Source organism: Streptomyces sp. NPDC047880, from assembly GCF_040706515.1.
Lineage (GTDB): Bacteria > Actinomycetota > Actinomycetes > Streptomycetales > Streptomycetaceae > Streptomyces.
Map to the genome: position 1 here is coordinate 1 of NZ_JBEZOK010000027.1, position 23,985 is coordinate 23,985.

The following is a 23,985-nucleotide window of genomic DNA, read 5'->3' on the forward strand; positions in this document are numbered from 1 at the left end:
GTTCGCGCACCAGGACGTGCCCTTCGACGCGATCGTGGACCGGCTCAACCCTGTCCGTACCCAGGCCCATCACCCGCTGGTCCAAGTGCTGTTCGCCTGGCAGAACATCACCCTGCCCGACCTGCGCCTGCCCGGTCTGGACATCTCCCCGTTGCGCGCGGACACGCTGACCGCCCGCATGGACCTGACCTTCAGCCTCCGTGAGCGGGTCGACGACGCCGGACGCCCTGCGGGCATCGGCGGTGTGGTCGAGTACCGCACCGACGTCTACGACGCCGGGACCGTCGAACGCCTCATGGACCGCTGGCAGCGGCTGCTCATCACGCTGCTCGCCGACACGGCCCGCCCGGTGCTGTGGGCCGACCTGCTCGACGAGCGGGAGCAGGTGCGGCTGGACGTGCTGGGTCATCGGTCGGTGCTGTCCGAGGCGGCCGACGACCCCTCGATTCCGCAGCTGTTCGCGCAGCAGGTGCGTCGGCGGCCCGACGATGCCGCGCTGACCTTCGAGGGCCGGTCGTGGACGTACAACGAGCTGGACGAGGTCTCGACGAGGCTGGCGCACCTGCTGGCCGACCAGGGCGTGGGCGCCGGTGACCTCGTCGCGCTGCTCCTGCCGCGCTCGGAGCACACCGTGATCGCGATCCTGGCGCTTCTCAAGCTGGGCGCCGCATATCTGCCGATCGACGTCAAGCACCCCGACGAGCGCGTGACGTTCGTCCTCGGTGACGCCCGGCCCGTCCTCGTCCTGACCACGGCCGGCCTGGCCCGTCGCGTCGAGGCGTCCGGGCTGCCGATCGTGGACGTCGAGGACCCGGGGACGGCCGCGCAGCCCACCACGGCGCTGCCGCTGCCGGACTCCCGCCTCCTCGCCTATGTCACGTACACCTCCGGAACGACCGGCGTTCCCAAGGGGGTTGGCATCACGCACGCGAACGTTACCCAGATGTACGCGCCCGCGGAGCGGTCCTACGTGCCATCCCCGGACCAAGTGTGGTCGCTGTTCCACTCCTATGTGTTCGACGTGTCGGTCTGGGAGATGTGGGGCGCCCTGCTGCACGGCGGACGCCTGGTCGTCGTACCCGAGCACGCCGTCCACTCAGCCGACGACTTCCACCGGTTGCTCGTCGATGAACAGGTCACCACGCTCAACCAGACCCCGTCGGCACTGGAAATGCTCGCGCCCGAGGGGCTGGACCGGATCCGCACCATCTTTGTGGGCGGCGAGGCGTGCTCCGCCGCACTCGTCGAACGGTGGGCCCCCGGCCGGTCCGTGATCAACGGATATGGGGAGACGGAGACGTTCTACGCGTCGATGAGCGGACCCCTGCGTCCAGGTCATGGCGCCCCCATCGGTACGCCGGTGCCGGGTGACGCGCTGTTCGTGCTGGACGCGGGTCTGCGCCGGGTGCCGGTGGGCGTCGTCGGCGAGCTGTACGTGGCCGGGCGCAGCGTCGGCCGGGGCTATGTCAACCGGCCCGCGCTGACGGCGTCGCGGTTCGTGGCGTGTCCGTTCGGTCCGGCGGGTTCGCGGATGTACCGCACCGGTGATCTGGTGCGCTGGAACCAGGATGGTGAGCTGGAGTACGTCGGGCGCTCGGACGACCAGGTGAAGATCCGTGGCTTCCGCGTGGAACCGGGCGAAGTGGAGGCGGCGCTGGCCGCCGTGCCCGGGGTGGAGCGTGCCGCGGTGGTGGTGCGGGACACCGATGCCGGCAAGCAGCTGGTGGGCTATGCCGTACCCGCCGACGCGGCCGCGGGGCTCGACGGCGGAGCGGTGCGCGGGGAGGTCGCGGTGCGGCTGCCCGAGTACATGGTCCCGGCCGCGGTCGTGGTCATCGACGCGCTGCCGCTGACCGTCAACGGCAAGCTGGACAAACGGGCGCTTCCGGAGCCCGAGTTCTCCGGCGGCGTCTACCGGGCGCCGGCCTCGCCCACGGAGGAGGTCCTGGCGGGGATCTTCGCGCGGGTCCTCGGCCTGCCGAGGGTCGGCGTGGACGATTCCTTCTTCGACCTCGGCGGCAACTCGCTCTCCGCGATGCGGGTCGTCGCGGCCGTGCGCGAGTCCTTCGACTCCGAGGTCGGCGTGCGTGCCCTGATGGAGGCGCCGACCGTGCGCCGTCTCGGTCTGCAGCTCCACAGCTGGTCCGCCGCAGACGAGATGCCCCAGATCGTGAGGGTGTGCCAGGGCACTGGAGACCCGCTCTTCTGCGTCCACCCCGGTGGCGGCGTCAGCTGGGCCTACCGGGCCCTGGGGAGCCTCTTGAAGCGCCCGGTCATCGGCATCCAGCAGACCGTCGACGACGGTGAACGCCCCCGCAGCGTGCGCGAGATGGCCGAGCAGTACGCCGACCTCGTGCAGTCGATCAAGCCCGAGGGCCCCTACGACCTGCTCGGCTGGTCCTTCGGCGGGGTCGTCGCGCACCAGATGGCGACCGTGCTGGAGCGCCGGGGTGCGGAGGTGCGGCGACTGGTGCTGCTGGACGCGGCGGTGGTGGAGTCCGGCACGACCCGCACACCGGAGGAGGAGTTCGACGAGATCGACGTCCTGCGGTACTTCGTCTCCAAGAACGTCGACCTGCCCGACCCTCCCGAACTGGCCTCCCAGGAGCAGATGGTGGAGTGGATCGAAAGCCAGTCGGCCCTCGGCGCCATGATTCCACCGGCCTGGTTGATCGGCCACGTCGTGCGCAACCTCCGGTACAACTCGGAACTCTGGCACCGCCATACGCCGGACGTGTTCGGCGGCAGCGCCGTGGTGTTCCGGGCCGCCTACGAGAAATCCCGTACGAGCCATTCGCGCGACTGGACGCGTTATGTCGCCGGTCCGGTCACCGAATACGCCGTGGAATGCGGACACAACGACATCCTGAGCACCGATGTGGTGGACGCCTATGGCGACCGACTGCACGCAGAACTGGAAGGTGACGCCGATGACTAGGCCGGGCGAATTTCCCTACGAGGCCGGAATTCATCCGAAGGGGTATACGTCGCGGCCGTGGACGATCAGGCAGCTCGCGGGCCTCGGCGACGGACTGGACACCAACAAGCGCTTCCGCTACCTCCTGGACCGCGGCGAGACCGGGCTGTCCCTGGCCTTCGACCTGCCCACGCAGTTGGGCCTGGACCCGGACGATCCGGCTGCCGTGGGCGAGGTCGGCCGCGCCGGAGTCTCGGTGGCGACCGTCGACGACCTGGCGGCCGTGTTCGACGGGATTCCGCTGGACCAGGTGTCGGTCTCGTTCACCATCAACGCGACTGCGCCGATGATTCTCGCCCTGTGGATCGTCGTCGCCGAGGAATCGGGCGTCGACCCGACACTGCTGCGCGGCACGCTGCAGAACGAGATGCTCAAGGAGCACGCCGCCCGCAAGGCATTCGTGTTCGACCTGGACGACAGCTTCCGCTTCTCCCTGGACGTCATCGAGTACTGCGTACGCCACCTGCCCAAGGTCAACCCCGTGTCGATCTCGGGCGGTCACGCCCGCGAAGCCGGCGCGAGCCGGGCCATGGAAGTGGCACTTGGCATCGCCGACGCGGAGACGTACCTCCAGGGCATGCTGGAGCGCGGATTCACCGTCGACGAGGTCGCGCCGCGGCTGAGCTTCATATTCGGCACCCACATGGAAGTCCTCGCCGAGGCAGCGAAGTTTCGTGTGCTGCGCAGGATGTACGCCACGCGCATGGTGGACCTCTTCGGTGCCACCGAGGAGAAGTCGACCCGCATGCGCATCCAGGTCAACACCTTCGGTTCCGCTCTGGCCGCCAGCGAACCACTCAACAACATCGCGCGCACCACCGTCCAGGCCATGGCGGCCGTCCTCGGCGGAGTGCAGTCGCTGCACGTGTGCGGTTTCGACGAGGCCGCGCAGACCCCCGGGCAGCTGTCGGCACGCGTCGCGCTGCGCGTCCAGCAGATCCTCCTGAAGGAAACCGATCTCGCCCGGCACATCGACCCGCTCGGCGGCTCCGACGCGATCGCCCACATCTCCGACGAGATCGAGGCGGAGGCCGCAGGCTTGCTCGACGACATCGCGGCCCGCGGCGGACTGCTGAACTGCCTGCGCAGCGGCTGGTTGGAGGAGCAGATCGACGACATGGCCTACAACGGCGGCGGCCCCACGGTCGGCGTCGTCGACGCTGAGGAGTCCGAGGAGGAGGACTGGCTCACCGAACGGCAACTGCGCTCCGGCGTCGTTCCAGGGCGCCGCCGGCCCTTCCGGCGGGGGACCTGCGAGGCGGAACTGCGCGCTCTGACCCACGACGTCGCGGCGGGCCGCAACGTCATGGACTCGGTGATCGCGGCAGCGCGGGCGCGGGCCAGCATCGGCCAGATGCAGCGTGCCCTCGCGGAAGGACTCGGCGCGCGGACACCGTGTGCATGACGGTCCGTTGACACCCGTTTTTCCCTTCGAGCCCGCACACACGGACGTGTCGGCGCTCGCCATCCGAGTCGATAGTGAAGAGATATGAACAAGCAGCAGCTGACCGACACCATCATCGCGATCTGGGAGCGGGCCATCGGCGAGGACGGCCTCACACCCGAGGACAACTTCTTCGACCTGGGCGCCGATTCACTGACTGCCGCGAAGATCGTCGCTCTCATCGAGCGCGAATACGGTCTCGAAGCGGAACTGCACCTGATATTCAACAACCCCACCATCGAGGAATTCGTGGACGCCGTCGACGAGGCGCTGGCCGCGATGGCACAGCCGGGAGCCGGCGCATGACCGCGCACAGCATGCGGTCGCTGTGGGGCGGCCCCGTGACGCCGGACTGCTTTCTCACGACGTTCGTCCGCCGCGTCGCCGAGGACCCGCACCGTGAGGCGGTGGCCGACGGCGGACGCTCCTACAGCTACGCCGAGTTGGCGGCCTGGGCCCAGGCGGTGGCGGACGACCTGGAAGCGGCCGGTGTGCGCACCGGCGACCGGGTCGCCGTGACCCTGCCCCGCGGCGCGAGTGCCGTCGCCGCGCTGCTGGGGGTGATGCTGCGCGGCGCCGCCTATGTGCCGCTGGACCCCGAATACCCCGCTGACCGGCTCCAGTTCATGATCGACGACTGTGCGCCGCGTGCCGTCATCGCAGCCGACCACACGCCCGTGCACGCCAGCGGCCCGACGGTGCGCATCCCCCCGGCGCCCAAGGTGCCCGAACCGCTGGACCTGCGCCCGGTCGCCTGCGACCCCGGCCTGCCGGTCTACATCATCTACACCTCCGGATCGACCGGCTGGCCCAAGGGCGTCGCCTTGAGCCACCGCTGCATCGACACCATGGCCGACTGGCAGGCGTCCCACTCGCCGCGCCCCGACCTGCGCACCGCCCAGTTCGCGCCGCTGAACTTCGACGTCGCGTTCCAGGAGATCCTCGGCACGCTCTGCGGCGGCGGCACGGTGGTGATCATGCCCGAGAAGCTGCGGCGCGAGCCGGCCCGGCTACTGCGCTGGCTGGCCGACCAGCGGGTCGAGCGACTGTTCATCCCGTTTGTCGCCCTGCAGATGCTGGCGGTGACGGCGCGGCCCGACACCCTGGAAACGCTGCACCTGGTCGAAGTGAACACCGCCGGTGAGCAGGTCGTCTGCTCGGAGGACATCCGGTCGATGTTCGCTGCCATGCCTGGCTGCCGACTGGTGAATCACTACGGGCAGAGCGAGTCCGCCATGGTCACCTCCCACATCCTGGGACCCGACTCGTATGCCTGGCCCCACCTGCCGCCGATCGGTGTCCCCCTGCCCGGGTGCGAGCTCCTCGTCGACCCGGAGGACCCGGAGACGCCCCACATCGGCGAACTCCTGGTGGCCGGGCATCCGTTGTCGGACGGATACCTGGGGCGGCCGGAGCTTACGGCCGAGCGGTACATCACCATCCCGCCCTCGCCGGCCGGCCACACCCGGGCCTTCCGCACCGGTGATCTGGTGGAGCTCACCGACGAGGGCCTGCGCTTCCTGTCGCGCAAGGACAGCCAGACCAAGATCCGCGGCATCCGCGTGGACCTTCTGGAGGTCGACGCGCAACTGCTGGCCGACCCCGACATCGCCACCGCCGCGACGGCCCTGGTGACGACCCGGTCCGGCCACGCCAGCCTGCGCGCCGCGGTCGTCCTCCGCGCGGGCCGCGCCGGGCCGGTCGAGGCGACCGCGCTGGCGCGGCTGCGCACGGTACTGCCGGAGGTCGCGGTCCCCGTCTCCGTGACGGAACTGCCCGAGCTGCCGAGAACGCCCAGCGGGAAGATCGACCGGGAGGCCGTGGTGACGCTGATCACCGACGATCTCGGCAGGCGCCGGCGCGACCGGGTCGGCCGCGCATGACGACTGTTCTGCACGAACGGCTCGCGGATGCGGGCCAGTACGCCCTGTGGGCGGAAGCCACCATCGATCCGTCCATCAGCGGCGGCGGATACTTCGCCGTGACCTTCCACGGCGCCGTCGACGAACGCCATCTACGTGCCGCCGCGCAGGCGGTGCTGCGGCGGCACGAGCCGCTGCGGTCGGTGCTGCGCCTTGTCGACGGGCGTTTGCACCAGTGCGTCCTGTCGGCGGAGGACACCTGCTCTTTCGCGCGCAGTGACCTCCCCTGTGCGGACGGCGCAGAGAGGGCCGCGGTCCGTGCCTGGCGCGAGCAGCCCGAGCAGCACCGCCGCTGGGACCTGGCCACCGAGGCACCCATCCGCTTCCAACTCCTCACCCATGCCCCCGGCCGCTGCTCCGTTGTGTTCGAGGCCCATCACGCCGGATTCGACGGGCGCAGCAAGTTCATCGTGGCCCGCGACTTCTCGCGCTACCTGGCGGACGCCAGAGCGGGCCTTCCGGTGGACCCTGCGCCACTGGCTGCGCCCGTGACACCGGTGGTTCCCAACGACGTGACCGAGAAGGCCATCGCGTTCTGGCGCGGGGCCGTCGACCGGGCAGCGCCGGTCGCCTTGCCCGAGGGCGGACGCCTGGGACAGCGGACGATCACCTCCTCGCCGACCTTGGAGTTGGATCCGTCCGCGGTCGCCACCCTGCGTACGACGGCCCAGGCGCTGAAGGTGAGCACCTTCACGATGCTCCTGGCGGCGCTGACCCGCCAACTGGCGGTCTACGGCAACAGCACCCCACTGCTGGCCCTGGCCTGCGACGTGAGCGACGAGCACACCCGCCATGTGGCCGGCCTCCAGATCAATGTGGTCCCCCTGGCCCTCGAAATCGTCCGGAATGCGTCGGTCGAACAGTCCGTGGCCACCGCACGCCGGGCGCTCGACCATCTGGCGCGCTACCGCCGGGTGCCGTTCGTCGACCTGGTCGCCGGCGTGCCCGGCAAGCCGCTCGCCCGGCTCGGCACCGAGCTCGGCCTCTCCTTTCCCCGGCCGCCGGCCGGACTGGAGGCGACCGTCCCGGGCCTGCGCACCGCGTGGGACTTCTTCACGCCGAACACCAACGCCACCCTGGCCAGGACGCTGCAGATCCGGGCGGACTGGCCCCGGTGCCGGGTCCGTCTCGACTACCGCCAGGACCTCATGGGAGCGGCGGAGGCCGAACAACTCCTGGCCGACTTCCGCACCGCCGTCTCGGATTTCGCCGCACAGCGCACGGCCTCCTCGGTCGGCCCGGCACGCGCGGACCGCCCGGAGACGGCCACCGACGGAACGCCGTACCTGTGCGCCGGCGTCCGCGCGGGAACCATACGGGACGACGACGCCCCCCATCCGCCGCGCGTGGTGCCCGCGGCAGGCGTCGCCTTCACGGTGCACGGCCGGTCGGGGCAACCGCTCCCGCGCTCGATCGCGGGAACGCTCCACGCCCGGCTGCCCGACGGCCGCGACATACCGACCGACGACTGCGGATACGTCGCCGCCGACGGCCATGTGCGGCTCCTCGGTCCGCGGGACGGCCGGTGGATCCGCACCCGTGGCCTCATCGACGCCTCCGCCGTCGCCCGCGTCGCCCGAACCCACCCCTGGGTCCGGGAAGCGGTCGTACGGCTGGAGAAGGCCCGGACCGAGACCGCGGTCCTCACCGTGACCGGCACCGGCCCGGACGCCCCGAGCGCGCGCGAACTCCGCGCCTACCTGCGCACCTGGCTGCACGGCAACGACCTGCCCGGACGCATCAGAATCCGCCACTCCGACACCCCCGCCACATCAGCCACCCCCACCGAAGAAGGTTGATCATGGACGAGCTTTCCGAAGCAGTGATCGCGGGTGCCTCCCCCGACACACTGGAGCGCCTCCCCGTTCCGGCCGACTACAACGCGGCCTATCTCAGCGCCGAGGACGTGGGCATATTCGCCGGCGTGGAGGACAAAGACGTTCGCAAGTCGATACACCTTGGCCGGGTCCCGATGCCCGAACTCGCTCCCGACGAGGTGCTGATCGCCGTCATGGCCGCGGCGATGAACTACAACACCATCTGGTCCGCGACCTTCGAGCCGCTGCCCACCTTCAACTTCCTGCGCTACTACGGGAAGCAGGGCGGCTGGGCAGCCCGGCACGACCAGCCCTACCACGTGCTGGGTTCGGACGCCGCCGGAGTGATCGTGCGCGTCGGCGACGGCGTGCGGAACTGGAAGGTCGGTGACCACGTCGCCGTGGCGACGGCGCACGTCGACGACCAGGAACCGCTTACCCACCACGACGGCATGCTGGGCGACGAGCAGCGGGCCTGGGGCTTCGAGACGAACTTCGGCGGCCTCGCCGACTACGCGGTCGTCCGGGCCAGCCAGCTGCTGCCCAAGGCGGCCCACCTCACCTGGGAGGAGGCGGCAAGCAACCCCCTGTGCGCGGGGACGGCCTACCGGATGCTCGTCAGCGAGCGCGGCGCCAACATGCGCCAGGGCGATGTGGTGCTCGTGTGGGGCGCGGCGGGCGGGCTGGGCGGCTACGCCGTGCAGTTCGTCCGCAACGGAGGCGGCATCCCGATCGGCATCGTCAGTTCGGACGAGAAGGCCGCGATCGCCCGCAAACTCGGCTGCGAGCTCGTCATCGACCGTCGCGAGATCGGGGAGATCTCCGCCGACCCGGACGTCACCGTGGCAACCGGGAAGCGCCTCGGCAAGATCATCAGGCGGGAGATCGGCGAGGACCCGAACATCGTCTTCGAGCACGTGGGCCGCAAGACCTTCGGCATCTCGGTGTTCGTCGCCCGGCGCGGCGGCACCATCGTGACCTGCGGGTCGAGCACGGGCTACCAGCACACCTTCGACAACCGCTACCTCTGGATGCGCCTGAAGAAGATCGTCGGCAGCCATGGGGCGAATCTGTACGAGCAGTGGCAGGCGAACCGCCTCATCCAGCGCGGCCGGGTGATGCCGATGCTGTCCATGATCCACCCGTTCCACGAAGCGGGCGAGGCCGCTCGCGCGATTCAGCTGAACGAACACCTCGGCAAGGTCGGTGTGCTCTGTCTGGCCCCCTCGCCGGGCCTCGGTGTCACCGATGCCGCGCTGCGCTCACGGATCGGCGAGGACCGGGTCGCCCCGCTGATGTCGGCATGACCGCGTCGGTTGCGCGCTCGGACACGGGAAGGGCGGGGGAACAGATGCATCGAGTCCGCGTGGTGGTCGCCAAGCCGGGGCTGGACGGCCACGACCGGGGGGCCAAGGTGGTGGCGCGGGCCTTGCGCGACGCCGGCATGGAGGTCATCTACACCGGATTACGGCAGACGCCCGAGCAGATCGTCCACACCGCACTGGAAGAAGGTGCCGACGCCGTCGGCCTGTCCCTGCTGTCAGGCGCCCACATGGAGTTGGTGCCCCGCGTGCTGAAGCTGCTCGCCGAGAACGATGCGGCGGACATACCGGTCTTCTGCGGCGGCATCATCCCGCCGGCGGACGCACGCCGGCTCGTCGAGATGGGCGTGCGTCGCATCTTCTCCTCCCGGGACTCCCTCCCTGTGATCATCGAATGGGCACACGCCAACCTGCGTCCGCTCGAGGTGGTGGGGTGACCGGCAGCCCCCGCACGAGGCGCTGGAATCCGCACGGCGCGGTGACATGGAGGCGTCGGCCCGGATGATGGCCCACGCGGAGAATCACGGCCTCACCGAGGCCGACCTCGGCACTCCGGGGGCCCCGGATCACACCGGCACGGTCGTCGCATACCGGTCCGCCAGGGGTCGGCAAATCGACGTTCTTCTCCTGCCTCGTCGCCGAGTACCGGCGGCTAGGGAAGCGCGTGGCGGTGCTCTGCTTCGACCCGTCATCACCGCTGACCGGCGGCGCGCTGCTCGGCGACCGCATGCGGACGCAGGACGACGCGGACGACCCTGGGGTGTTTGTCCGGTCAGTGTCCAGCCGGGGCCACCTCGGCGGGCTCTCGGCCACCGACCGGCCCGTGATCGCGCTCCACTCTGCGGTCGGATACGACGTTGTCCTGGCCGAGACCGTGGGGCCGGGCAGTCGGAGGTCGAGATCGCGTCGGTCGCGCACCGGACGATCGTCGTCCTTGCGCCCGGAACGGGTGACAGCATTCAGACGGCCAAGGCTGGTGTCCGACCGCCGGCCGGCGCGAAAGGGCCGCAGAGGTCGTCGCGGCCCTGGGTGTCGACCACCCAGTTGATCACCTTGTGACGGAACGGCGATGACGTCGATGGCAATCCATCTCCTCGCCCTGACCTCGGGCATACACCAAGAGGTTGCCCGAGAGCTGCTCTCGAAGCGGGAAGTCCTATCCACGGCGGCAAGACTTGGCGTGAGTTGAGTGGTGTCGACTGTGCGAACAGAAGTACCTTCCCAGGTGCACAACTTCCGCCACATTGAACTAGTCTGATTATTCGTCAGACCCACGCCAATAGTGATATTTTGGCAAGTGTTCGCTAAGGCTGGGACCACAGTTGGCCGGGGTGCTGCCCCGGGCGGCTCGCGCACATGTGAAAGGCGTTGATACTCATGACTGTTGGGTACCGTGACACCTCGCAGGACCTCCGAGTGCGAGTGCAGGGTGAACCCGTCGATTCGTACCCGGAGCTCCCACCGGAGGTCGCACGGGGTGCGGTGCACCGCATCACCCTCGTCGGAGAGGAAGTTCTGCACCAGAGGTGTCGTCCGGTCACCGAATTCGGCACCCCCGAGCTTTCGGGACTAATCGACGACATGTTCGCCACGAACGAGGTGGCGGATGGCGCGGGGCTCGCCGCCAACCAGATCGGCCTCGACCTGCAGTTGTTTGTGTGGGATATCACTGACGAGTGGGGGGTGCGCCACGTCGGGCACATCGCCAACCCGGTCCTGGACGAGATCCCGAGCGAGGATCGCGTGCTGATCGAAGAATCCGAGGGCTGCCTTTCCGTTCCCGGCCCCTACCGTATGGTGCCGCGCCCTGACCGCGCCGTCGTGCGGGGGCTTGACAAGGACGGCAAGCCCCTGGTCATCGAGGGCAGAGGCTACTTCGCCAGGTGCCTGCAGCATGAGACGGATCACCTGCACGGTCACCTGTATCTGGACCGGCTTACCCAGAAGGAACGGAAAACGGCGCTACGTGAGATGGCTGAGTCTAAGGACAAGATGTTCGCTCGGCGGGCGGCTAGGGCCAAAAAGTTGGGAAAGTGACCACTCGGAGGCGCGAACGCGAGGGAATCCCTTGAGTTCGCGGTGCCCCGAAAAAATCAACGACGTTGGCCCACGGGAAACGTATGATCGGGAATATGTTGCGTAACCAACGCCTCCTGCCTCCAATTGCTCGAGCCAACCCGGCAGGACTCCGTCATCGGTAAGTGGCTGGCGAAAATGGGGAAGGGGTGCACCACATAGCGTTCGGTACGGCGGATGTGGGCGCGGCTTCTGAGGCCGTCCGGGACAAGGGCGTGCAGGTGCTCCACGATGAGCCACGGCCAGGTTCCATGGGGTCGCGGGTCAACTTCTCGCACCCGAAGGACTGCCACGGTGTGCTGACCGAATTCGTCACCACCGCTTCTCCGGACTCGGATGAGGCGCGGGGCGTGACTTGATGTCCGTGTCTTCTGGGAGAAGTCGGCCCGGCTGTCGCCGCACCTTTGTCGGTCGCCGGCCCTGCCCTCATCAGCCGGCCCGCGGCGGAATTCGGCGGGCATCGCCCGCCACTTGACGCCGTTGTCCACGAGACAGCGGATCGCGTCCAGCACCGCGCGGTGGCAGTATCCCTCCGGCCGCCCCGCCCGCGCATCCAGCCCGGCGTCGGCAGCAGCGGCCGGACCTCAGTCCACTCCGCGCGTCGGTCATGTCCGTTGGGTACCGGCGCTGCCGTTCGGGCCGGTCAGCCGCGTCGCCATACACCTGCGCGGGGTAATCACACGATGGAGCAGCCGAGTTGGACTGCCCGGCCATCGACACGGAAGACTGCGGCACCGGCCCCTCCTGCTGCTCTATGGATTCGACACCCATGAGCTGGTCAGGATGCCCTGTCCTCCTGCCCCGGCCACGGCCAGATCTACAGACGCCTTCGTGGGGCGATCCGCAGTCGAAGCAGATCCACAGGTCCCGTTCCGGTGAGTTGGCCATCTGGGTGCTGATCACGGGGGAGGGGCCGCAGCTACCGCAGCCGGTGAGGCCACCACCTCCTTGCTTGACGCCTCCCCGTCAATACCGGTCATGGGTGGACGCAAGTCAACGTCTTGTCAGACCGCCCAGTCAGGTTGAGCATCGATTCGGCCGAAGCCATCCGGTAATGATCGAGTCAGGTTGTTGTGGCGGGATCGATGGGACGGTTGTGCAGTGCCATCCCGGACGGGGTCTGACTCGTGAGATCTATGACCGCAGCGTCCAGTCACAGACCTGTCGACTGCCGTTGCGGGATGTCGCCTGCCACCGAGCCACAGGGCGTGTCCCCATGGGGGCCTCGCCGAGTTTCAGGCGCCATCACGGTTCAGACCGCCCGAGCAGGCCGGTGCCACTCACCCTGGCCGGCACGTCACCAGTGGGAGGCGAACCATCATGACGGCCAGACAGCACAGCACCACCGCCAGCACGGATCCTCCCGTTCGGCGCGAGGTCGTCCTGGGCGTGGACACGCACGGCGAGGTCCATGTCGCCGCCGTGGTCTCCCTGCTGGGGAAGGTCCTGGGCACCGAGTCCCTTCCAGCGACGGCCGCCGGCTACCGGCGGCTGCTGCTCGCGAGGTCTTCAACCTGGTCAGGCCGGTTTCCCGCACCCCTGCGTTGTTGGGGCGTCCGTGAGACGTGAGAGGGTCTGAGGCGTGAGTGAGACACCGTCGAACACCCTGCAATACCGCTTTGACGGGCCAGACGAGGCTCCCGTCCTGATCCTGGGTCCCTCCCTGGGTACCACATGGCACATGTGGGACCGCCAGATCCCCGAGCTGACCAAGCAGTGGCGCGTCTTCCGCTTCGACCTGCCCGGCCATGGCGGAGCCCCCGCGTACCCGGCGGGCTCGGTGGGTGAGCTCACCACGCGGCTGCTGGCCACCCTCGACGAGCTCGGCGTGCAGCGCTTCGGTTACGCGGGCTGCGCGCTGGGCGGCGCCGTCGGCATCGAACTGGCCCTGCGCCACCCCGAGCGGCTCGCCTCGCTCGCACTGATCGCCGCCTCGCCCCGTTTCGGCACGGCCGACGAGTTCCGGCAGAGAGGCGTGATCGTCCGCACCAACGGCCTCGACCCGATCGCCCGTACCGCGCCCGAGCGCTGGTTCACCGGCGGGTTCGCCGCCGCGCAGCCCGCGATCACCGAGTGGGCCGTGCAGATGGTGCGCACCACCGACCCCGGCTGCTACATCGCCTCCTGTGAGGCGCTCGCCTCGTTCGACGTCCGCCCCGAACTCGGGCGGGTCGGCGTGCCCACCCTGGTCCTGGTCGGATCGGACGACCAGGTCACCGGCCCCGCCGAGGCCCGCACCCTGGTCGCCGGCATCCCGGACGCCCGTCTCGCCGTCGTCCCCGGCGCCTCCCACCTGGTGCCGGTGGAGCAGCCCGCGGCGGTCACCGACCTGCTGGTGCGGCACTTCTCCACCGCCTGGCAGCCGGCCTACGAGACCTCCACCGGCCACAATGCCCTGCCCCAGGCCGTCCTCAAGCCCGTCCTGTCTCCCGCCCCGCCGCAGCCCCCGCAGGCCGGGCCGGTCGCCGAGATCGCGCCCGTCGCCGTACCGCCGCAGGCCCAGGGGCGGCCCGACCCGTACGACGCCGGGATCAAGGTCCGCCGTGAGGTCCTGGGCGACGCGCATGTCGACCGGGTGCTCGCCCAGGCCGACGAGTTCTCCGGAGACTTCCAGGAGCTGCTCACCCGGTACGCCTGGGGCGAGATCTGGGACCGCCCCGGCCTGGACCGGCGCACCCGCAGTTGCGTCAGCCTCACCGCCCTGGTGGCAGGCGGCCACCTCGACGAGCTGGCCTCCCACACCAGAGCCGCCCTGCGCAACGGCCTCACCCCGGGCGAGATCAAGGAAGTGCTGCTCCAGGCCGCCGTCTACTGCGGTGTCCCTGCCGCGAACAGCGCGTTCAAAGTGGCCCAGCAGGTCATTCGCGAGGAGACCACGCCCCAGGAGTGAGCCGGCGGGAAGCGCGGAGGCAGGATGGACTCATGAAGCTCACGAAGATGTCGCACGCCTGCGTCCGCCTGGAGAAGGACGGCCGGACCCTCGTCCTCGACCCCGGCGCCTTCAGCGAGGGGGACGCCGCGCTCGGCGCGGACGCGATCCTCGTCACCCACGAGCACCCCGACCACTTCGACGAGTCGCGGCTGCGCGCCGCGATGGCGCACAACCCGGCCGCCGAGATCTGGACCCTGAAGGCGGTCGCGGAGAAGATCTCGGCGGCCTTCCCGGGCCGCGTGCACACCGTCGGCCACGGGGACACCTTCACCGCGGCCGGTTTCGACGTCCAGGTCCACGGCGAGCTCCACGCGGTGATCCACCCGGACATCCCGCGCATCACCAACGTCGGCTACCTCGTCGACGGCGGCAAGGTCTTCCACCCCGGCGACGCCCTCACCGTCCCGGACCACCCGGTGGAGACGCTGATGCTCCCGGTCATGGCCCCCTGGAGCAAGATCTCCGAGGTCATCGACTACGTGCGCGAGCTCTCCCCGCAGCGCGCCTACGACATCCACGACGCCCTCCTGACCGACCTGGCCCGCCCGATCTACGACCGCCAGATCGGGCAGCTCGGCGGCTCGGAGCACCTGCGGCTCACCCCCGGGGAGTCCGCCGAGGTCTGACCGGGCCGGGCGGCGTTGTCGGACCCGCCGGGTAGGTTGTGGGGCATGCGCATCGCGACCTGGAACGTGAACTCGATCACCGCCCGCCTGCCGAGGCTCCTGGCCTGGCTGGAGAGCAGTGGCACGGACGTGCTGTGCCTCCAGGAGGCCAAGGTCGCCGAGGAGCAGTTCCCCGCGGAGCAACTGCGCGAGCTGGGCTACGAGTCGGCGGTCCACGCGACCGGCCGGTGGAACGGCGTGGCGGTGCTCTCCCGCGTCGGCATCGAGGACGTCGTCAAGGGCCTGCCCGGCGACCCCGGGTTCGACGGCTCGGTGGAGCCCCGCGCCATCTCCGCGACCTGCGGCCCGCTCCGCGTCTGGTCGGTCTACGTGCCGAACGGCCGTGAGGTGGACCACCCCCACTACGCCTACAAGCTCCAGTGGTTCGAGGCGCTCAAGGCCGCCGTCGCCGGTGACGCGGCGGGCAGCCGCCCGTTCGCGGTGATGGGCGACTACAACGTGGCGCCGACGGACGACGACGTCTTCGACCCGGCCTTCTTCGAGGGCTCCACCCACGTCACCGCCGCCGAGCGCGCCGCCCTGGCCTCGCTGCGCGAGGCCGGCCTGTCGGACGTGGTCCCGCGTCCCCTGAAGTACGAGCACCCGTTCACGTACTGGGACTACCGCCAGCTCTGCTTCCCGAAGAACCGCGGCATGCGCATCGACCTGGTGTACGGCAACGCGCCCTTCGCGAAGGCGGTCAGTGACGCGTACGTGGACCGTGAGGAGCGCAAGGGCAAGGGCGCGTCGGACCACGCGCCCGTCGTCGTGGACCTGGATGTCTAGGGGGCATCCGCAACGTCGCGTCGTTCGCCCGGAGGGCGGGCCCCGCGGCGTTCGGTGCGTGCTCTTGGGGGAGCGTGCCGGGCGTCGCGGGGCAGGCGGGACTTCGCGGACACCCCCTGAGGCCGCAGCAGCCCGAGGCGGACCGAGTCCGCCAGGGCCGCCAGCCCCGTGTCGCCCGGGTGCAGGTGGTCCCCGCTGTCGTAGGCGGGGAGCATCCGGGCGGGCCGCTGCGGGTCGCGGACCACGGCGTCGAAGTCGAGCACCCCGTCGAAGACCCGGCCGTCGCGGATCCACTCGTTCACCGCGACCCGCTCGGTGTCGACGGCGGCGGTGCACCGCGCCTCGCCCTCGCAGGGCAGGATCGTGGCCGCGAGCATCCGCAGGCCCCGGGCACGCCCGCGCGCCGCGAGTTCACGCAGCCCCGCGATCAGCTGCTCTGCGGAGGTCCCCCACCTCAGATCGTTCACCCCTTCGAAGACGACGGCGGTACGCGCCGTCGGCTGGGCGAGGACGTCCCGGTCGAAGCGGTGCAGGGCGCTGACCCCGGCCGTGTCCGTGGACACCCCGTCGCCCGGGTACCGGTCGGTGACGACGCGGTTGCCCGAGACGCCGAGGTTCAGCACGCCGTAGCGCGGGACGGTGTCCTGCCTCAGCAGCCGGCCGGCCAGCACGTCCGGCCAGCGCCGGTTGGCGTCCACCGTCGACTTGTCGCCGTCGGTGATCGAGTCCCCGAGCAGCACCACCGACCCGGGCCCGCCGCTCACGTCGACTGCGGCGAGCAGCGGCCAGCGGGTGATCACCGAGGTGTACGCCCCGGCGGAGCCGTCCGCCGCGTGATCACCCGGCTTGCTGACGTAGGAGCGCTGCTGGGCGAGGCCGTGCACGGGCGCCGCAGCCACCGTGCCGGGCAGATGGAAGCTCACCAGCAGGTTGGCGTCCGCCGGGACGTAGAAGCCGAGCGGATCGCTGTACGCCTGCGCTCCGGCCGGGATCGTCACGCCCGCCGCACCGCCGAACGACAGTGTCACCGGCGTGCCCCGCGGGGCAGCGCCCGTCGCCTGCACCGCGACCGTGGCGCTCCCGATCCGCACCGGAGCCGAGGCGAAGGTGTTGTCGAACCGCACCCGTACCCGGGGTCCGCCGGCCGAGGTGTGCACGACCAGCCGCAGTGTCCGCTCCGTCCAGGGCCCCACGGCGGCGTAGCCGCCCACGGCCGTGGTCCAGCTGCCCGTCCAGCCCCGCGTGGCGGTCCGTACCGACACCGCGAAGACGTGCAGCCCGGCCGCCTTCGGCAGCCGGACGGAGGTGACCGCGCGGCCCGGGACCAGCGGCACCGTCACGACGTACAGGCGGGCCCGCTCGGCGAGTTGGCCTTCGGGCGTGTTGACGTGCGGCAGGCTCACCGCCTTGGTCGCGAGCGGCCCGGTGCGCCAGTCGGGGGCGGTCAGCCGGTACCCGGAGCGGGAGCCGTCCGTGTACATGACCGTCCCCGGTCCCCCCACCTCGGTGCCGGCGGTGCCTGCGACCAGGAAGGCCAGGGCGTCCCCGCGCCCCGCGACCCGGACGTGCTGCCCGGCGGCGCGCACGTTGTCCGGCTCGCCCGGCCGCCGCTTCGGCCACGTCAGCCGGGCGCCCTGGACCGTGAGGCCGCGGCCGGGCGTCCAGCCCGCCGCGGCGAGGTCCTGCGCGGACAGGGAGGCGCCGGAACCGCCGAAGTCGGCCTGGCCGGGGGAGCTGTCGTCGCTGACGGCCACGTCGTCGAACAGCCGCTCCAGCGGCACCGCGGCGGCTGGTCTCTCCCCGGCGGCCCGGGCCGACACCGCCGGGACCAGCGATCCGCACAGGGCCAGGACGATCAGGATCCCCCGGACACATCGGCGCACGGCCGACTCCTCCCGCTCAGCGACACACGACGCGACAACACGAAACGCAAGGACGGAACTGACGAGGTAACGACGGCCGGGACACAAGACGCACGGTGAAGTTAGAGAGACAGGAGTGACCCGTCAACGCGCGTCGCGTGAACTCGGCCTGAACATGACCGGGATCGGCGGGTCCGCGCGCCCTGTGGTGCGTACGGCGGTGCGAATGACACGCTGGACGTATGAACATCCCTTTCCTGGGCCACCGGCGCCAGAAGGTCGGGATCCCCGACCCCGCGGGCATCGCGGAACTCCTCGCCGAGTGTGAACTGCTGCGCTCCCAGGCGTCCCGGGCGGGTGTCCGGCTGGACGACACGGCGGCCTCGCTGGAGGCGCTGGACCAGCTGCTGCCGCGCTGGCGGGACGACGAGGAGACCCTGACCTGGCTCGGCAACGACGCCGGTCTCTACCTGGGCAGCGTCATCGTGCGCACCGTACCCGGGGCCGCCTGGGAGATCCGCTCCGACGGTCAGCCCGTCGTACGACTGGACTCCGGCCGCCAGTTCGACGTCGTCGACTCCGGCCACGAATGGGCCGCGTTCGGGGTGCCCGAGCTGTCGCAGCTGTACGCGGAGGTCGCGGAATCATGAGCCCCCTGGCCAGAACCTTTGGCCCAAAGTCCGACGTAAATACGGCTAATGATCGAAAAGTGCGTGTCGCCCGCCACGTTCGATCTTGCCTGGATACGTTGCGGCCACCACCACACAGCTGAGAGTGAGTAGGGCTGAGCATGGCCGTCGAGCCGCTGATCGAGCTGCGTGACGTCAACAAGCACTTCGGGGAGCTGCATGTCCTCCAGGGCATCGACCTCACCGTCGGCCGGGGGGAGGTGGTCGTGGTCATCGGCCCGTCGGGGTCGGGCAAATCGACCCTCTGCCGGGCGATCAACCGGCTGGAGACCATCGAGTCCGGGCAGATCGTCCTCGACGGGCAGCCGCTGCCGGAAGAGGGCAAGCCCCTGGCCCGGCTGCGCGCGGACGTCGGCATGGTCTTCCAGTCGTTCAACCTCTTCGCCCACAAGACCGTGCTGCAGAACATCTCCCTGGGGCAGGTCAAGGTCCGCGGGCGCAGCAAGGACGACGCCGACCGGCGCTCGAGGGAACTCCTCGACCGGGTCGGCGTCGCCGACCAGGCGGACAAGTACCCTGCGCAGCTCTCCGGTGGTCAGCAGCAGCGCGTGGCCATCGCCCGCGCCCTGGCCATGGAGCCCAAGGTGATGCTCTTCGACGAGCCCACCTCGGCCCTCGACCCGGAGATGATCAATGAGGTGCTGGAGGTCATGAAGCAACTCGCCCGTGAAGGCATGACCATGATCGTCGTCACGCACGAGATGGGCTTCGCCCGCTCGGCCGCCAACCGCGTCGTCTTCATGGCCGACGGCAGGATCGTCGAGGACCGCACGCCCGACGAGTTCTTCACCCATCCGAGCAGCGACCGCGCCAAGGACTTCCTCTCCAAGATCCTCAAGCACTGAACGGGCGGGCACCGGACGGCTCATCGCACCGGACCTCGACTACGATGTGCCCTTCATCCCTGTCGGAGAGGGGGACTTCGCCGAAGGCCGCCGATCCCGTCGGGGTGAGCAGACCGCACGCCCGGTCCGCGGGGCATTCCCACCGGGTGTCGCCCCCATGACCCGAAGGCCACGGGGGCGGCGGTTCACATCGGCCAGGCCCGTCCGGCGGCAGCCGGAGATCACTGCTCGCGCAGCGGAACCGACACGTATGACGGGTCGTTCGCCGGCGAGGAGAAGGTCAGCTGCGCGCCGGACGGGTTGTGCTCGATGTAGAGCGGGTCGACCGTGTCGACGACCAGGGCGAGGCGATGCCCGGCCGGGACGTCGTAGGCCGTGGAGTACAGCTCCAGGTCGACGCCGAACGGCTTCCCGGGGGTGCGCCCGTGGAAGGTGTACGGCGCGTGGGTGACCAGCTTGCCGAGGCCGAGCGGCCCCACGTCGTACAGGTAGGCGACGAGGGTGCCGCTCTCCTTGGTCGGGGTGAGGGTCGTGTGCAACGTGGCCGTGCCGCGCACCTGCTGGGCCGTGGCGGACCTCTCCGCCTGCCAGACGGCGGCCCAGCGGCGGGGGAGCAGCGGGATCGAGGCCATGGGCGGCAGCTGGGCCACCTGGTCGAGGATGCTGGACAGGAAGACGACACCGCCGTCCGCCCCGGAGTTCACGTTCGCGCGGATCGTCCTCGTGTCCCCGAGGGTGATCTTCCGGTCGTCCGTGCCGGCCGACTTCCAGTCCGGGTAGCCCTCGTAGCCGCCCGCGGAACGGGACTTGAGCTGGACGGGCTGCTCACGGTCGATGCCGTTGTCCACGCCCCTGAGGTAGTGGTCGAACCAGCGCGCGGTGTCCTTCCAGACGTCGTTGGGCAGCCCGAACAGACCGGTCAGCTCGGGGGTGGCGTGGTCCCCGGACCGCATCTCCAGCCGCTTCGGGCCGGTCAGCTTCTCGTAGAAGTCGACGTACTGGTTGGGCGGGAAGACGCTGTCACCCCAGGCGTTGGCGAGCATGATCGCCGCGCCGTTGTCGTTGATCCGGTCGACGTAGGTCGCAGCGGAACGTTTCTTCCCCCAGGCGACGAGCTCGGGCTCCTTTGCCAGGTTGGACCGGTAGAAGTCGTTGAAGGTCTGCCGCACTTCCGGGCTCTGGCGGCCCGTCACCACGCTCGCGCCGTCCAGCACGGCCGCGGCCTGGAGGTGCTGGGTGCGCCCGGAGTAGATCGAGCCGATCAGGTCGGCCCAGCCGCTGAGCGAGGCGACCGCCTTGACCCGCTTGTCGTGTGCGGCGGTGAGCAGGCTGATGCCCGCGCCGTAGGAGACGCCCGCCATGCCGATGTGGCCGGCGTCGGCGGGGGTGTGGGCGAGCGCCCAGTCGATGACCTTCGACGCGTCGGCGACGTCGGGCGGGCCCGCCACTTCTATCTCGCCGCCCGACTGCCAGAATCCGCGCACGTTGTAGGTGACGACGACGTACCCGGTGTCGGCGAGTTTCTGCGCCTGGGCCAGGTACTCGACCTGGGGCAGGCCCCAGCTCGTGGGCATGACGAGCAGTGGGTGGCGGTCGGTGGCGCGGGAACCGGCCGGGGTGACGACGTTGGCCTTGAGGACGGTGCCGCCGTCGCCGGCGATGTCGACGAAGCGGACGGGGTTCGGTGCCGCCTGGGCGGTGGGGGCGAAGCCGAGGGCGGTGCCGGCGACCAGGGTCGCCGAGACGGCGCCTACGGCGGTGGTGCGCAGGGCCTTGCGGTGGTGTCCCACGGGTCACTCCTCACTCGTGTCAGTGCAAAGTGACCGAACGGTAACCGCGGCCTCTTACCAGGGGTAACCCATCGGTAAGTTACGTGCCAGTAACGATTGTTGAGCAGTGGAGGAGTCTAGGAGGCACGGTGTGTGTTGCGTGGAGCCGTGGTCGTCGCCGCGGCGGGCACCGGGGTCTGCGCCGCCCGCGTCACGTCCTCCACCAGTTCGACCACGTCCGGGCCGTACGCCTGCGAGTTGATCACCTTGAGCAGCAGCACGAAGGAGCTGTTGCCGTACTTGCGGGTCAGGCGCTCGTGGTTGCGGGCGAGGTAGCGGGTGGTGGCCTGGTTGGTGATCGACGTCTGGCCGCAGAACAGGAAGACCGGGCGGGTGTTCTGGCTGCGGTCCGCGGTGAGCCGGGCGAGCAGCGCGTACTCCTCCCTGCCGTTGTCCACGCGATAGCGCTCGGTGCCGACCTGGAACGCGCCACGGTCCGGGCCCGGTTCGGCGTCCATGTTCACCCGCACACCCGGCAGCAGGGACGACAGGTGGGCCGCCATCCTCCGGTTGGACGCCGGGCCGCCCACGCAGAACTCCGTGCGCTCCCCGAAACCCTGGCGCGCGGTGTCGTGCGGAAGTATCTGGGCGTGGGCGTTGCAGTCCTTGATCAGTGCGGCCAGTTCGAGCAGCGCGAACACGTCGTACCGCATCACCGCGAACTCGGGTCCGGCCGCACCGCGGTTCACCACCAGCAGGGACTCCGAGTTGTCGGGCAGCCCGAAGAACGTCTGCTTCCTGCGGAGCTTGCGCTTCCACAGATAGGTGCGGGCCACCCAGCCCAGCGCGGCACTGATGCCCGCCGCGACCACTCCCAGGACGATGTTGCGCAGGTCGTCATTCATGGGCGCGCATGCTAGCGGGCCCGACGCACCGGTGTTCGACGCCTGCCTGACGCGGCCATGGCGATGAATTAAGCTGCGCGGACGGCCTTTGACTGGAGGTGCGGATGCGTCGCCCTGTCGCACGGAATCTGACGGTCCTGGCGGTTTCGGCCGCCGTGGTGGTGTCGGTGGGAGCGGCGGCGCCGCCATCCGCGCCGCCGGGTGCGGGCGGTGGGAAAACCCCGCTGGCCGTCGGTTACGGGGGCGCCGTCTCCAGCGTCGACCCGGACGCCTCCGCCGCCGGGATCGAGGTCCTGAAGAAGGGCGGCAACGCCGTCGACGCCGCCGTCGCCACGGCCGCCGCGCTCGGCGTCACCGAGCCCTACTCCGCCGGCGTCGGCGGGGGCGGCTACTTCGTGTACTACGACGCCAAGTCCCGCACGGTACGCACCATCGACGGCCGCGAGACCGCGCCGCTGAGCGCCGACGAGAACCTGTTCGTCGAGAACGGCAAGCCCCTCGCCTTCGCCGACGCCGTCAGCAGCGGCCTGAGCGTCGGCACCCCGGGGACGCCGGCCACCTGGCAGACCGCACTCGACCAGTGGGGCAGCAAGCGGCTCGCGAGCGTCCTGAAGCCGGCCGAGCGGCTGGCGCGCGACGGTTTCACCGTCGACGAGACCTTCCGTTCGCAGACGGCGTCCAACGAGACCCGCTTCCGCTACTTCCCGGACACCGCCGAGCTGTTCCTGCCGGGCGGGCGGCTCCCCGTCGTCGGTTCCACCTTCAAGAACCCCGACCTCGCCCGCACCTATGCGGAGCTGGGGCGCGAGGGGGTCGACGCGCTGTACCACGGCCGGATCGGCCGGGACGTCGTCGACACCGTCAACAAGCCGCCGGTGGACCCCGGCTCGGGCTGGAACGCCCGGCCCGGCGACCTGACCGCCAAGGACCTCGCCCGCTACCGCACCAAGGTCCAGGCGCCCACGAAGACCTCCTACCGCGGCCTCGGCGTCTACTCCATGGCGCCGTCCTCCTCCGGGGGCACGACCGTCGGGGAGGCGCTCAACATCCTGGAGCGGACCGACCTCTCCAAGGCGAGCAAGGCGCGCTATCTGCACCGCTTCATCGAGGCCAGCCGGATCGCGTTCGCCGACCGTGGCCGGTGGGTGGGCGACCCCGCCTTCGAGGACGTGCCGACGAAGGAACTGCTGTCGCAGAAGTTCGCCGACTCGCGCGAGTGCCTCATCAAGGACGACGCCGTGCTGACCAGCCCGGTGCCGCCCGGCGATCCGCGCCATCCGCAGCGGTGCGGCTCCGGTGGGACGGCGGCTCCCACGACGTACGAGGGTGACAGCACCACGCATCTGACGGTGGCCGACAAGTGGGGCAACGTCGTCGCCTACACCCTCACCATCGAGCAGACCGGCGGCAGCGGCATCACCGTCCCCGGCCGGGGGTTCATCCTCAACAACGAGCTGACGGACTTCTCCTTCGCCCCGGCGAACCCGGCCGTGCACGACCCGAACCTGCCGGGGCCGGGCAAGCGGCCCCGGTCGTCGATCTCGCCGACCATCGTGCTGGACCGGCACCACCAGCCGGTGGTGGCACTGGGGTCGCCGGGTGGCGCGACGATCATCACGACCGTTCTGCAGACGCTCACCGGGTTCGTCGACCGGGGGCTGCCGCTGGTCGACGCGATCGCGGCACCCCGGGCGAGTCAGCGCAACGCCGCGCAGACCGAGGTGGAGCCCGGTCTCGACAGTGATGTCAGGAAGCAGCTGGAGGCGATCGGGCACTCCTTCAAGGTGAACCCCGAGATCGGCGCGGCTACGGGTGTGCAGCGCCTGCCCGGTGGGAAGTGGCTGGCAGCCGCTGAGACCGTGCGGCGGGGTGGAGGGTCGGCCATGGTGGTACGACCCGCGGGCTGAGCCGCCGGGCGCGGGTGCGCGGGGGCTGGTCGCCACACGCGGCGGAGCCGCACATCGGCACTGCCCC

The 23,985-nt window shown here is 70.3% G+C and carries 17 protein-coding genes and 4 pseudogenes; 17 read left to right on the forward strand and 4 right to left on the reverse strand.

Translation table 11 applies throughout. From position 1 onward, the window contains the following. From AB0937_RS31285 to AB0937_RS31330, 10 genes and pseudogenes are all read left to right on the forward strand, one after another. Positions 1 to 2,938, forward strand: a 2,938-nt coding sequence (locus AB0937_RS31285) for an amino acid adenylation domain-containing protein (RefSeq protein WP_366716402.1), incomplete at its 5' end; no start/stop codon positions are given. Then, on the forward strand, positions 2,931 to 4,382 hold the full coding sequence (locus AB0937_RS31290) for a methylmalonyl-CoA mutase family protein (protein ID WP_366716404.1): 1,452 nt from the start codon (positions 2,931 to 2,933) through the stop codon (positions 4,380 to 4,382). The genes AB0937_RS31285 and AB0937_RS31290, both read left to right, overlap by 8 nt. A gap of 84 nt (positions 4,383 to 4,466) precedes the next feature. Continuing rightward, entirely contained in the window at positions 4,467 to 4,727 is a 261-nt protein-coding gene (locus AB0937_RS31295; protein ID WP_366716406.1) for an acyl carrier protein, read from the forward strand. Next, positions 4,724 to 6,304, forward strand: coding sequence for an amino acid adenylation domain-containing protein (locus tag AB0937_RS31300; protein ID WP_366716408.1), 1,581 nt, complete (start codon positions 4,724 to 4,726; stop codon positions 6,302 to 6,304). The genes AB0937_RS31295 and AB0937_RS31300 overlap by 4 nt, the downstream gene beginning before the upstream one ends. Continuing rightward, complete coding sequence (locus AB0937_RS31305; protein ID WP_366716410.1) at positions 6,301 to 8,142, forward strand: condensation domain-containing protein; 1,842 nt, start codon at positions 6,301 to 6,303, stop codon at positions 8,140 to 8,142. The genes AB0937_RS31300 and AB0937_RS31305 overlap by 4 nt, the downstream gene beginning before the upstream one ends. Positions 8,143 to 8,144: 2 nt before the next feature. Further along, positions 8,145 to 9,467 carry a crotonyl-CoA carboxylase/reductase gene (ccrA, locus tag AB0937_RS31310; protein ID WP_366716412.1) on the forward strand — a complete coding sequence of 441 codons (1,323 nt, stop codon included), beginning with the start codon at positions 8,145 to 8,147 and terminating at the stop codon, positions 9,465 to 9,467. Between the two features lie 44 nt (positions 9,468 to 9,511). Continuing rightward, positions 9,512 to 9,919: a cobalamin B12-binding domain-containing protein gene (locus tag AB0937_RS31315; protein WP_366716414.1), complete on the forward strand. Its 408-nt coding sequence runs from the start codon at positions 9,512 to 9,514 to the stop codon at positions 9,917 to 9,919. A 152-nt stretch (positions 9,920 to 10,071) separates the two neighbouring features. Continuing rightward, positions 10,072 to 10,463 (forward strand): annotated as a pseudogene (locus tag AB0937_RS31320) (methylmalonyl Co-A mutase-associated GTPase MeaB); the annotation flags it as partial. 396 nt (positions 10,464 to 10,859) lie between these two features. After that, on the forward strand, positions 10,860 to 11,519 hold the full coding sequence (gene def / locus AB0937_RS31325; protein ID WP_366716416.1) for a peptide deformylase: 660 nt from the start codon (positions 10,860 to 10,862) through the stop codon (positions 11,517 to 11,519). A 111-nt stretch (positions 11,520 to 11,630) separates the two neighbouring features. Then, a pseudogene (locus AB0937_RS31330) lies at positions 11,631 to 11,917 on the forward strand (VOC family protein); the annotation flags it as partial. A gap of 87 nt (positions 11,918 to 12,004) precedes the next feature. On the opposite strand, the pseudogene AB0937_RS31335 reads toward AB0937_RS31330, so the two are convergent. Continuing rightward, a pseudogene (locus tag AB0937_RS31335) lies at positions 12,005 to 12,167 on the reverse strand (transposase); the annotation flags it as partial. 780 nt (positions 12,168 to 12,947) lie between these two features. Here AB0937_RS31335 and AB0937_RS31340 point away from each other — a divergent pair. The 4 genes and pseudogenes from AB0937_RS31340 to AB0937_RS31355 form a co-directional block, all read left to right on the forward strand. Further along, positions 12,948 to 13,055: pseudogene (locus AB0937_RS31340) on the forward strand (IS110 family transposase); the annotation flags it as partial. 85 nt (positions 13,056 to 13,140) lie between these two features. Beyond that, positions 13,141 to 14,448 (forward strand): alpha/beta fold hydrolase, encoded by a 1,308-nt coding sequence (locus AB0937_RS31345; protein WP_366716418.1) that lies wholly within the window; start codon positions 13,141 to 13,143, stop codon positions 14,446 to 14,448. 32 nt (positions 14,449 to 14,480) lie between these two features. Continuing rightward, positions 14,481 to 15,116 (forward strand): MBL fold metallo-hydrolase, encoded by a 636-nt coding sequence (locus tag AB0937_RS31350; RefSeq protein ID WP_366716420.1) that lies wholly within the window; start codon positions 14,481 to 14,483, stop codon positions 15,114 to 15,116. A 45-nt stretch (positions 15,117 to 15,161) separates the two neighbouring features. Then, complete coding sequence (locus AB0937_RS31355) at positions 15,162 to 15,941, forward strand: exodeoxyribonuclease III (protein ID WP_366716422.1); 780 nt, start codon at positions 15,162 to 15,164, stop codon at positions 15,939 to 15,941. Here AB0937_RS31355 and AB0937_RS31360 read toward each other — a convergent pair. Next, positions 15,938 to 17,824 carry an SGNH/GDSL hydrolase family protein gene (locus AB0937_RS31360; protein ID WP_366716424.1) on the reverse strand — a complete coding sequence of 629 codons (1,887 nt, stop codon included), beginning with the start codon at positions 17,822 to 17,824 and terminating at the stop codon, positions 15,938 to 15,940. The two genes, AB0937_RS31355 and AB0937_RS31360, sit on opposite strands and share 4 nt — an antisense overlap. Positions 17,825 to 18,045: 221 nt before the next feature. Between AB0937_RS31360 and AB0937_RS31365 the strand changes: the two genes are divergently transcribed. Further along, positions 18,046 to 18,453: a DUF6278 family protein gene (locus AB0937_RS31365; RefSeq protein ID WP_366716426.1), complete on the forward strand. Its 408-nt coding sequence runs from the start codon at positions 18,046 to 18,048 to the stop codon at positions 18,451 to 18,453. Between the two features lie 140 nt (positions 18,454 to 18,593). Further along, positions 18,594 to 19,337, forward strand: a complete 744-nt coding sequence (locus AB0937_RS31370) for an amino acid ABC transporter ATP-binding protein (protein WP_366716428.1) — start codon at positions 18,594 to 18,596, stop codon at positions 19,335 to 19,337. Between the two features lie 221 nt (positions 19,338 to 19,558). On the opposite strand, the gene AB0937_RS31375 is transcribed toward AB0937_RS31370, so the two are convergent. Next, complete coding sequence (locus AB0937_RS31375) at positions 19,559 to 21,127, reverse strand: CocE/NonD family hydrolase (RefSeq protein ID WP_366716430.1); 1,569 nt, start codon at positions 21,125 to 21,127, stop codon at positions 19,559 to 19,561. Between the two features lie 116 nt (positions 21,128 to 21,243). Next, positions 21,244 to 22,011 carry a hypothetical protein gene (locus AB0937_RS31380; RefSeq protein WP_366716432.1) on the reverse strand — a complete coding sequence of 256 codons (768 nt, stop codon included), beginning with the start codon at positions 22,009 to 22,011 and terminating at the stop codon, positions 21,244 to 21,246. Positions 22,012 to 22,115: 104 nt separating this feature from the next. Here AB0937_RS31380 and ggt point away from each other — a divergent pair, with 104 nt between their 5' ends. Then, positions 22,116 to 23,918, forward strand: coding sequence for a gamma-glutamyltransferase (gene ggt, locus AB0937_RS31385; RefSeq protein WP_366716434.1), 1,803 nt, complete (start codon positions 22,116 to 22,118; stop codon positions 23,916 to 23,918). Positions 23,919 to 23,985 lie beyond the last annotated feature (67 nt).

Bases quoted from the DNA above. Each gene is read 5' to 3' on its own strand.
- AB0937_RS31370 (WP_366716428.1), top strand. From the start codon at position 18,594: ATGGCCGTCGAGCCGCTGATCGAGCTGCGTGACGTCAACAAGCACTTC.
- AB0937_RS31290 (WP_366716404.1), top strand. From the start codon at position 2,931: ATGACTAGGCCGGGCGAATTTCCCTACGAGGCCGGAATTCATCCGAAG.
- AB0937_RS31300 (WP_366716408.1), top strand. From the start codon at position 4,724: ATGACCGCGCACAGCATGCGGTCGCTGTGGGGCGGCCCCGTGACGCCG.
- def (WP_366716416.1), top strand. From the start codon at position 10,860: ATGACTGTTGGGTACCGTGACACCTCGCAGGACCTCCGAGTGCGAGTG.
- AB0937_RS31365 (WP_366716426.1), top strand. From the start codon at position 18,046: ATGAACATCCCTTTCCTGGGCCACCGGCGCCAGAAGGTCGGGATCCCC.
- AB0937_RS31355 (WP_366716422.1), top strand. From the start codon at position 15,162: ATGCGCATCGCGACCTGGAACGTGAACTCGATCACCGCCCGCCTGCCG.
- ggt (WP_366716434.1), top strand. From the start codon at position 22,116: ATGCGTCGCCCTGTCGCACGGAATCTGACGGTCCTGGCGGTTTCGGCC.
- AB0937_RS31315 (WP_366716414.1), top strand. From the start codon at position 9,512: ATGCATCGAGTCCGCGTGGTGGTCGCCAAGCCGGGGCTGGACGGCCAC.
- AB0937_RS31350 (WP_366716420.1), top strand. From the start codon at position 14,481: ATGAAGCTCACGAAGATGTCGCACGCCTGCGTCCGCCTGGAGAAGGAC.
- AB0937_RS31295 (WP_366716406.1), top strand. From the start codon at position 4,467: ATGAACAAGCAGCAGCTGACCGACACCATCATCGCGATCTGGGAGCGG.
- AB0937_RS31380 (WP_366716432.1), bottom strand. From the start codon at position 22,011: ATGAATGACGACCTGCGCAACATCGTCCTGGGAGTGGTCGCGGCGGGC.
- ccrA (WP_366716412.1), top strand. From the start codon at position 8,145: ATGGACGAGCTTTCCGAAGCAGTGATCGCGGGTGCCTCCCCCGACACA.
- AB0937_RS31305 (WP_366716410.1), top strand. From the start codon at position 6,301: ATGACGACTGTTCTGCACGAACGGCTCGCGGATGCGGGCCAGTACGCC.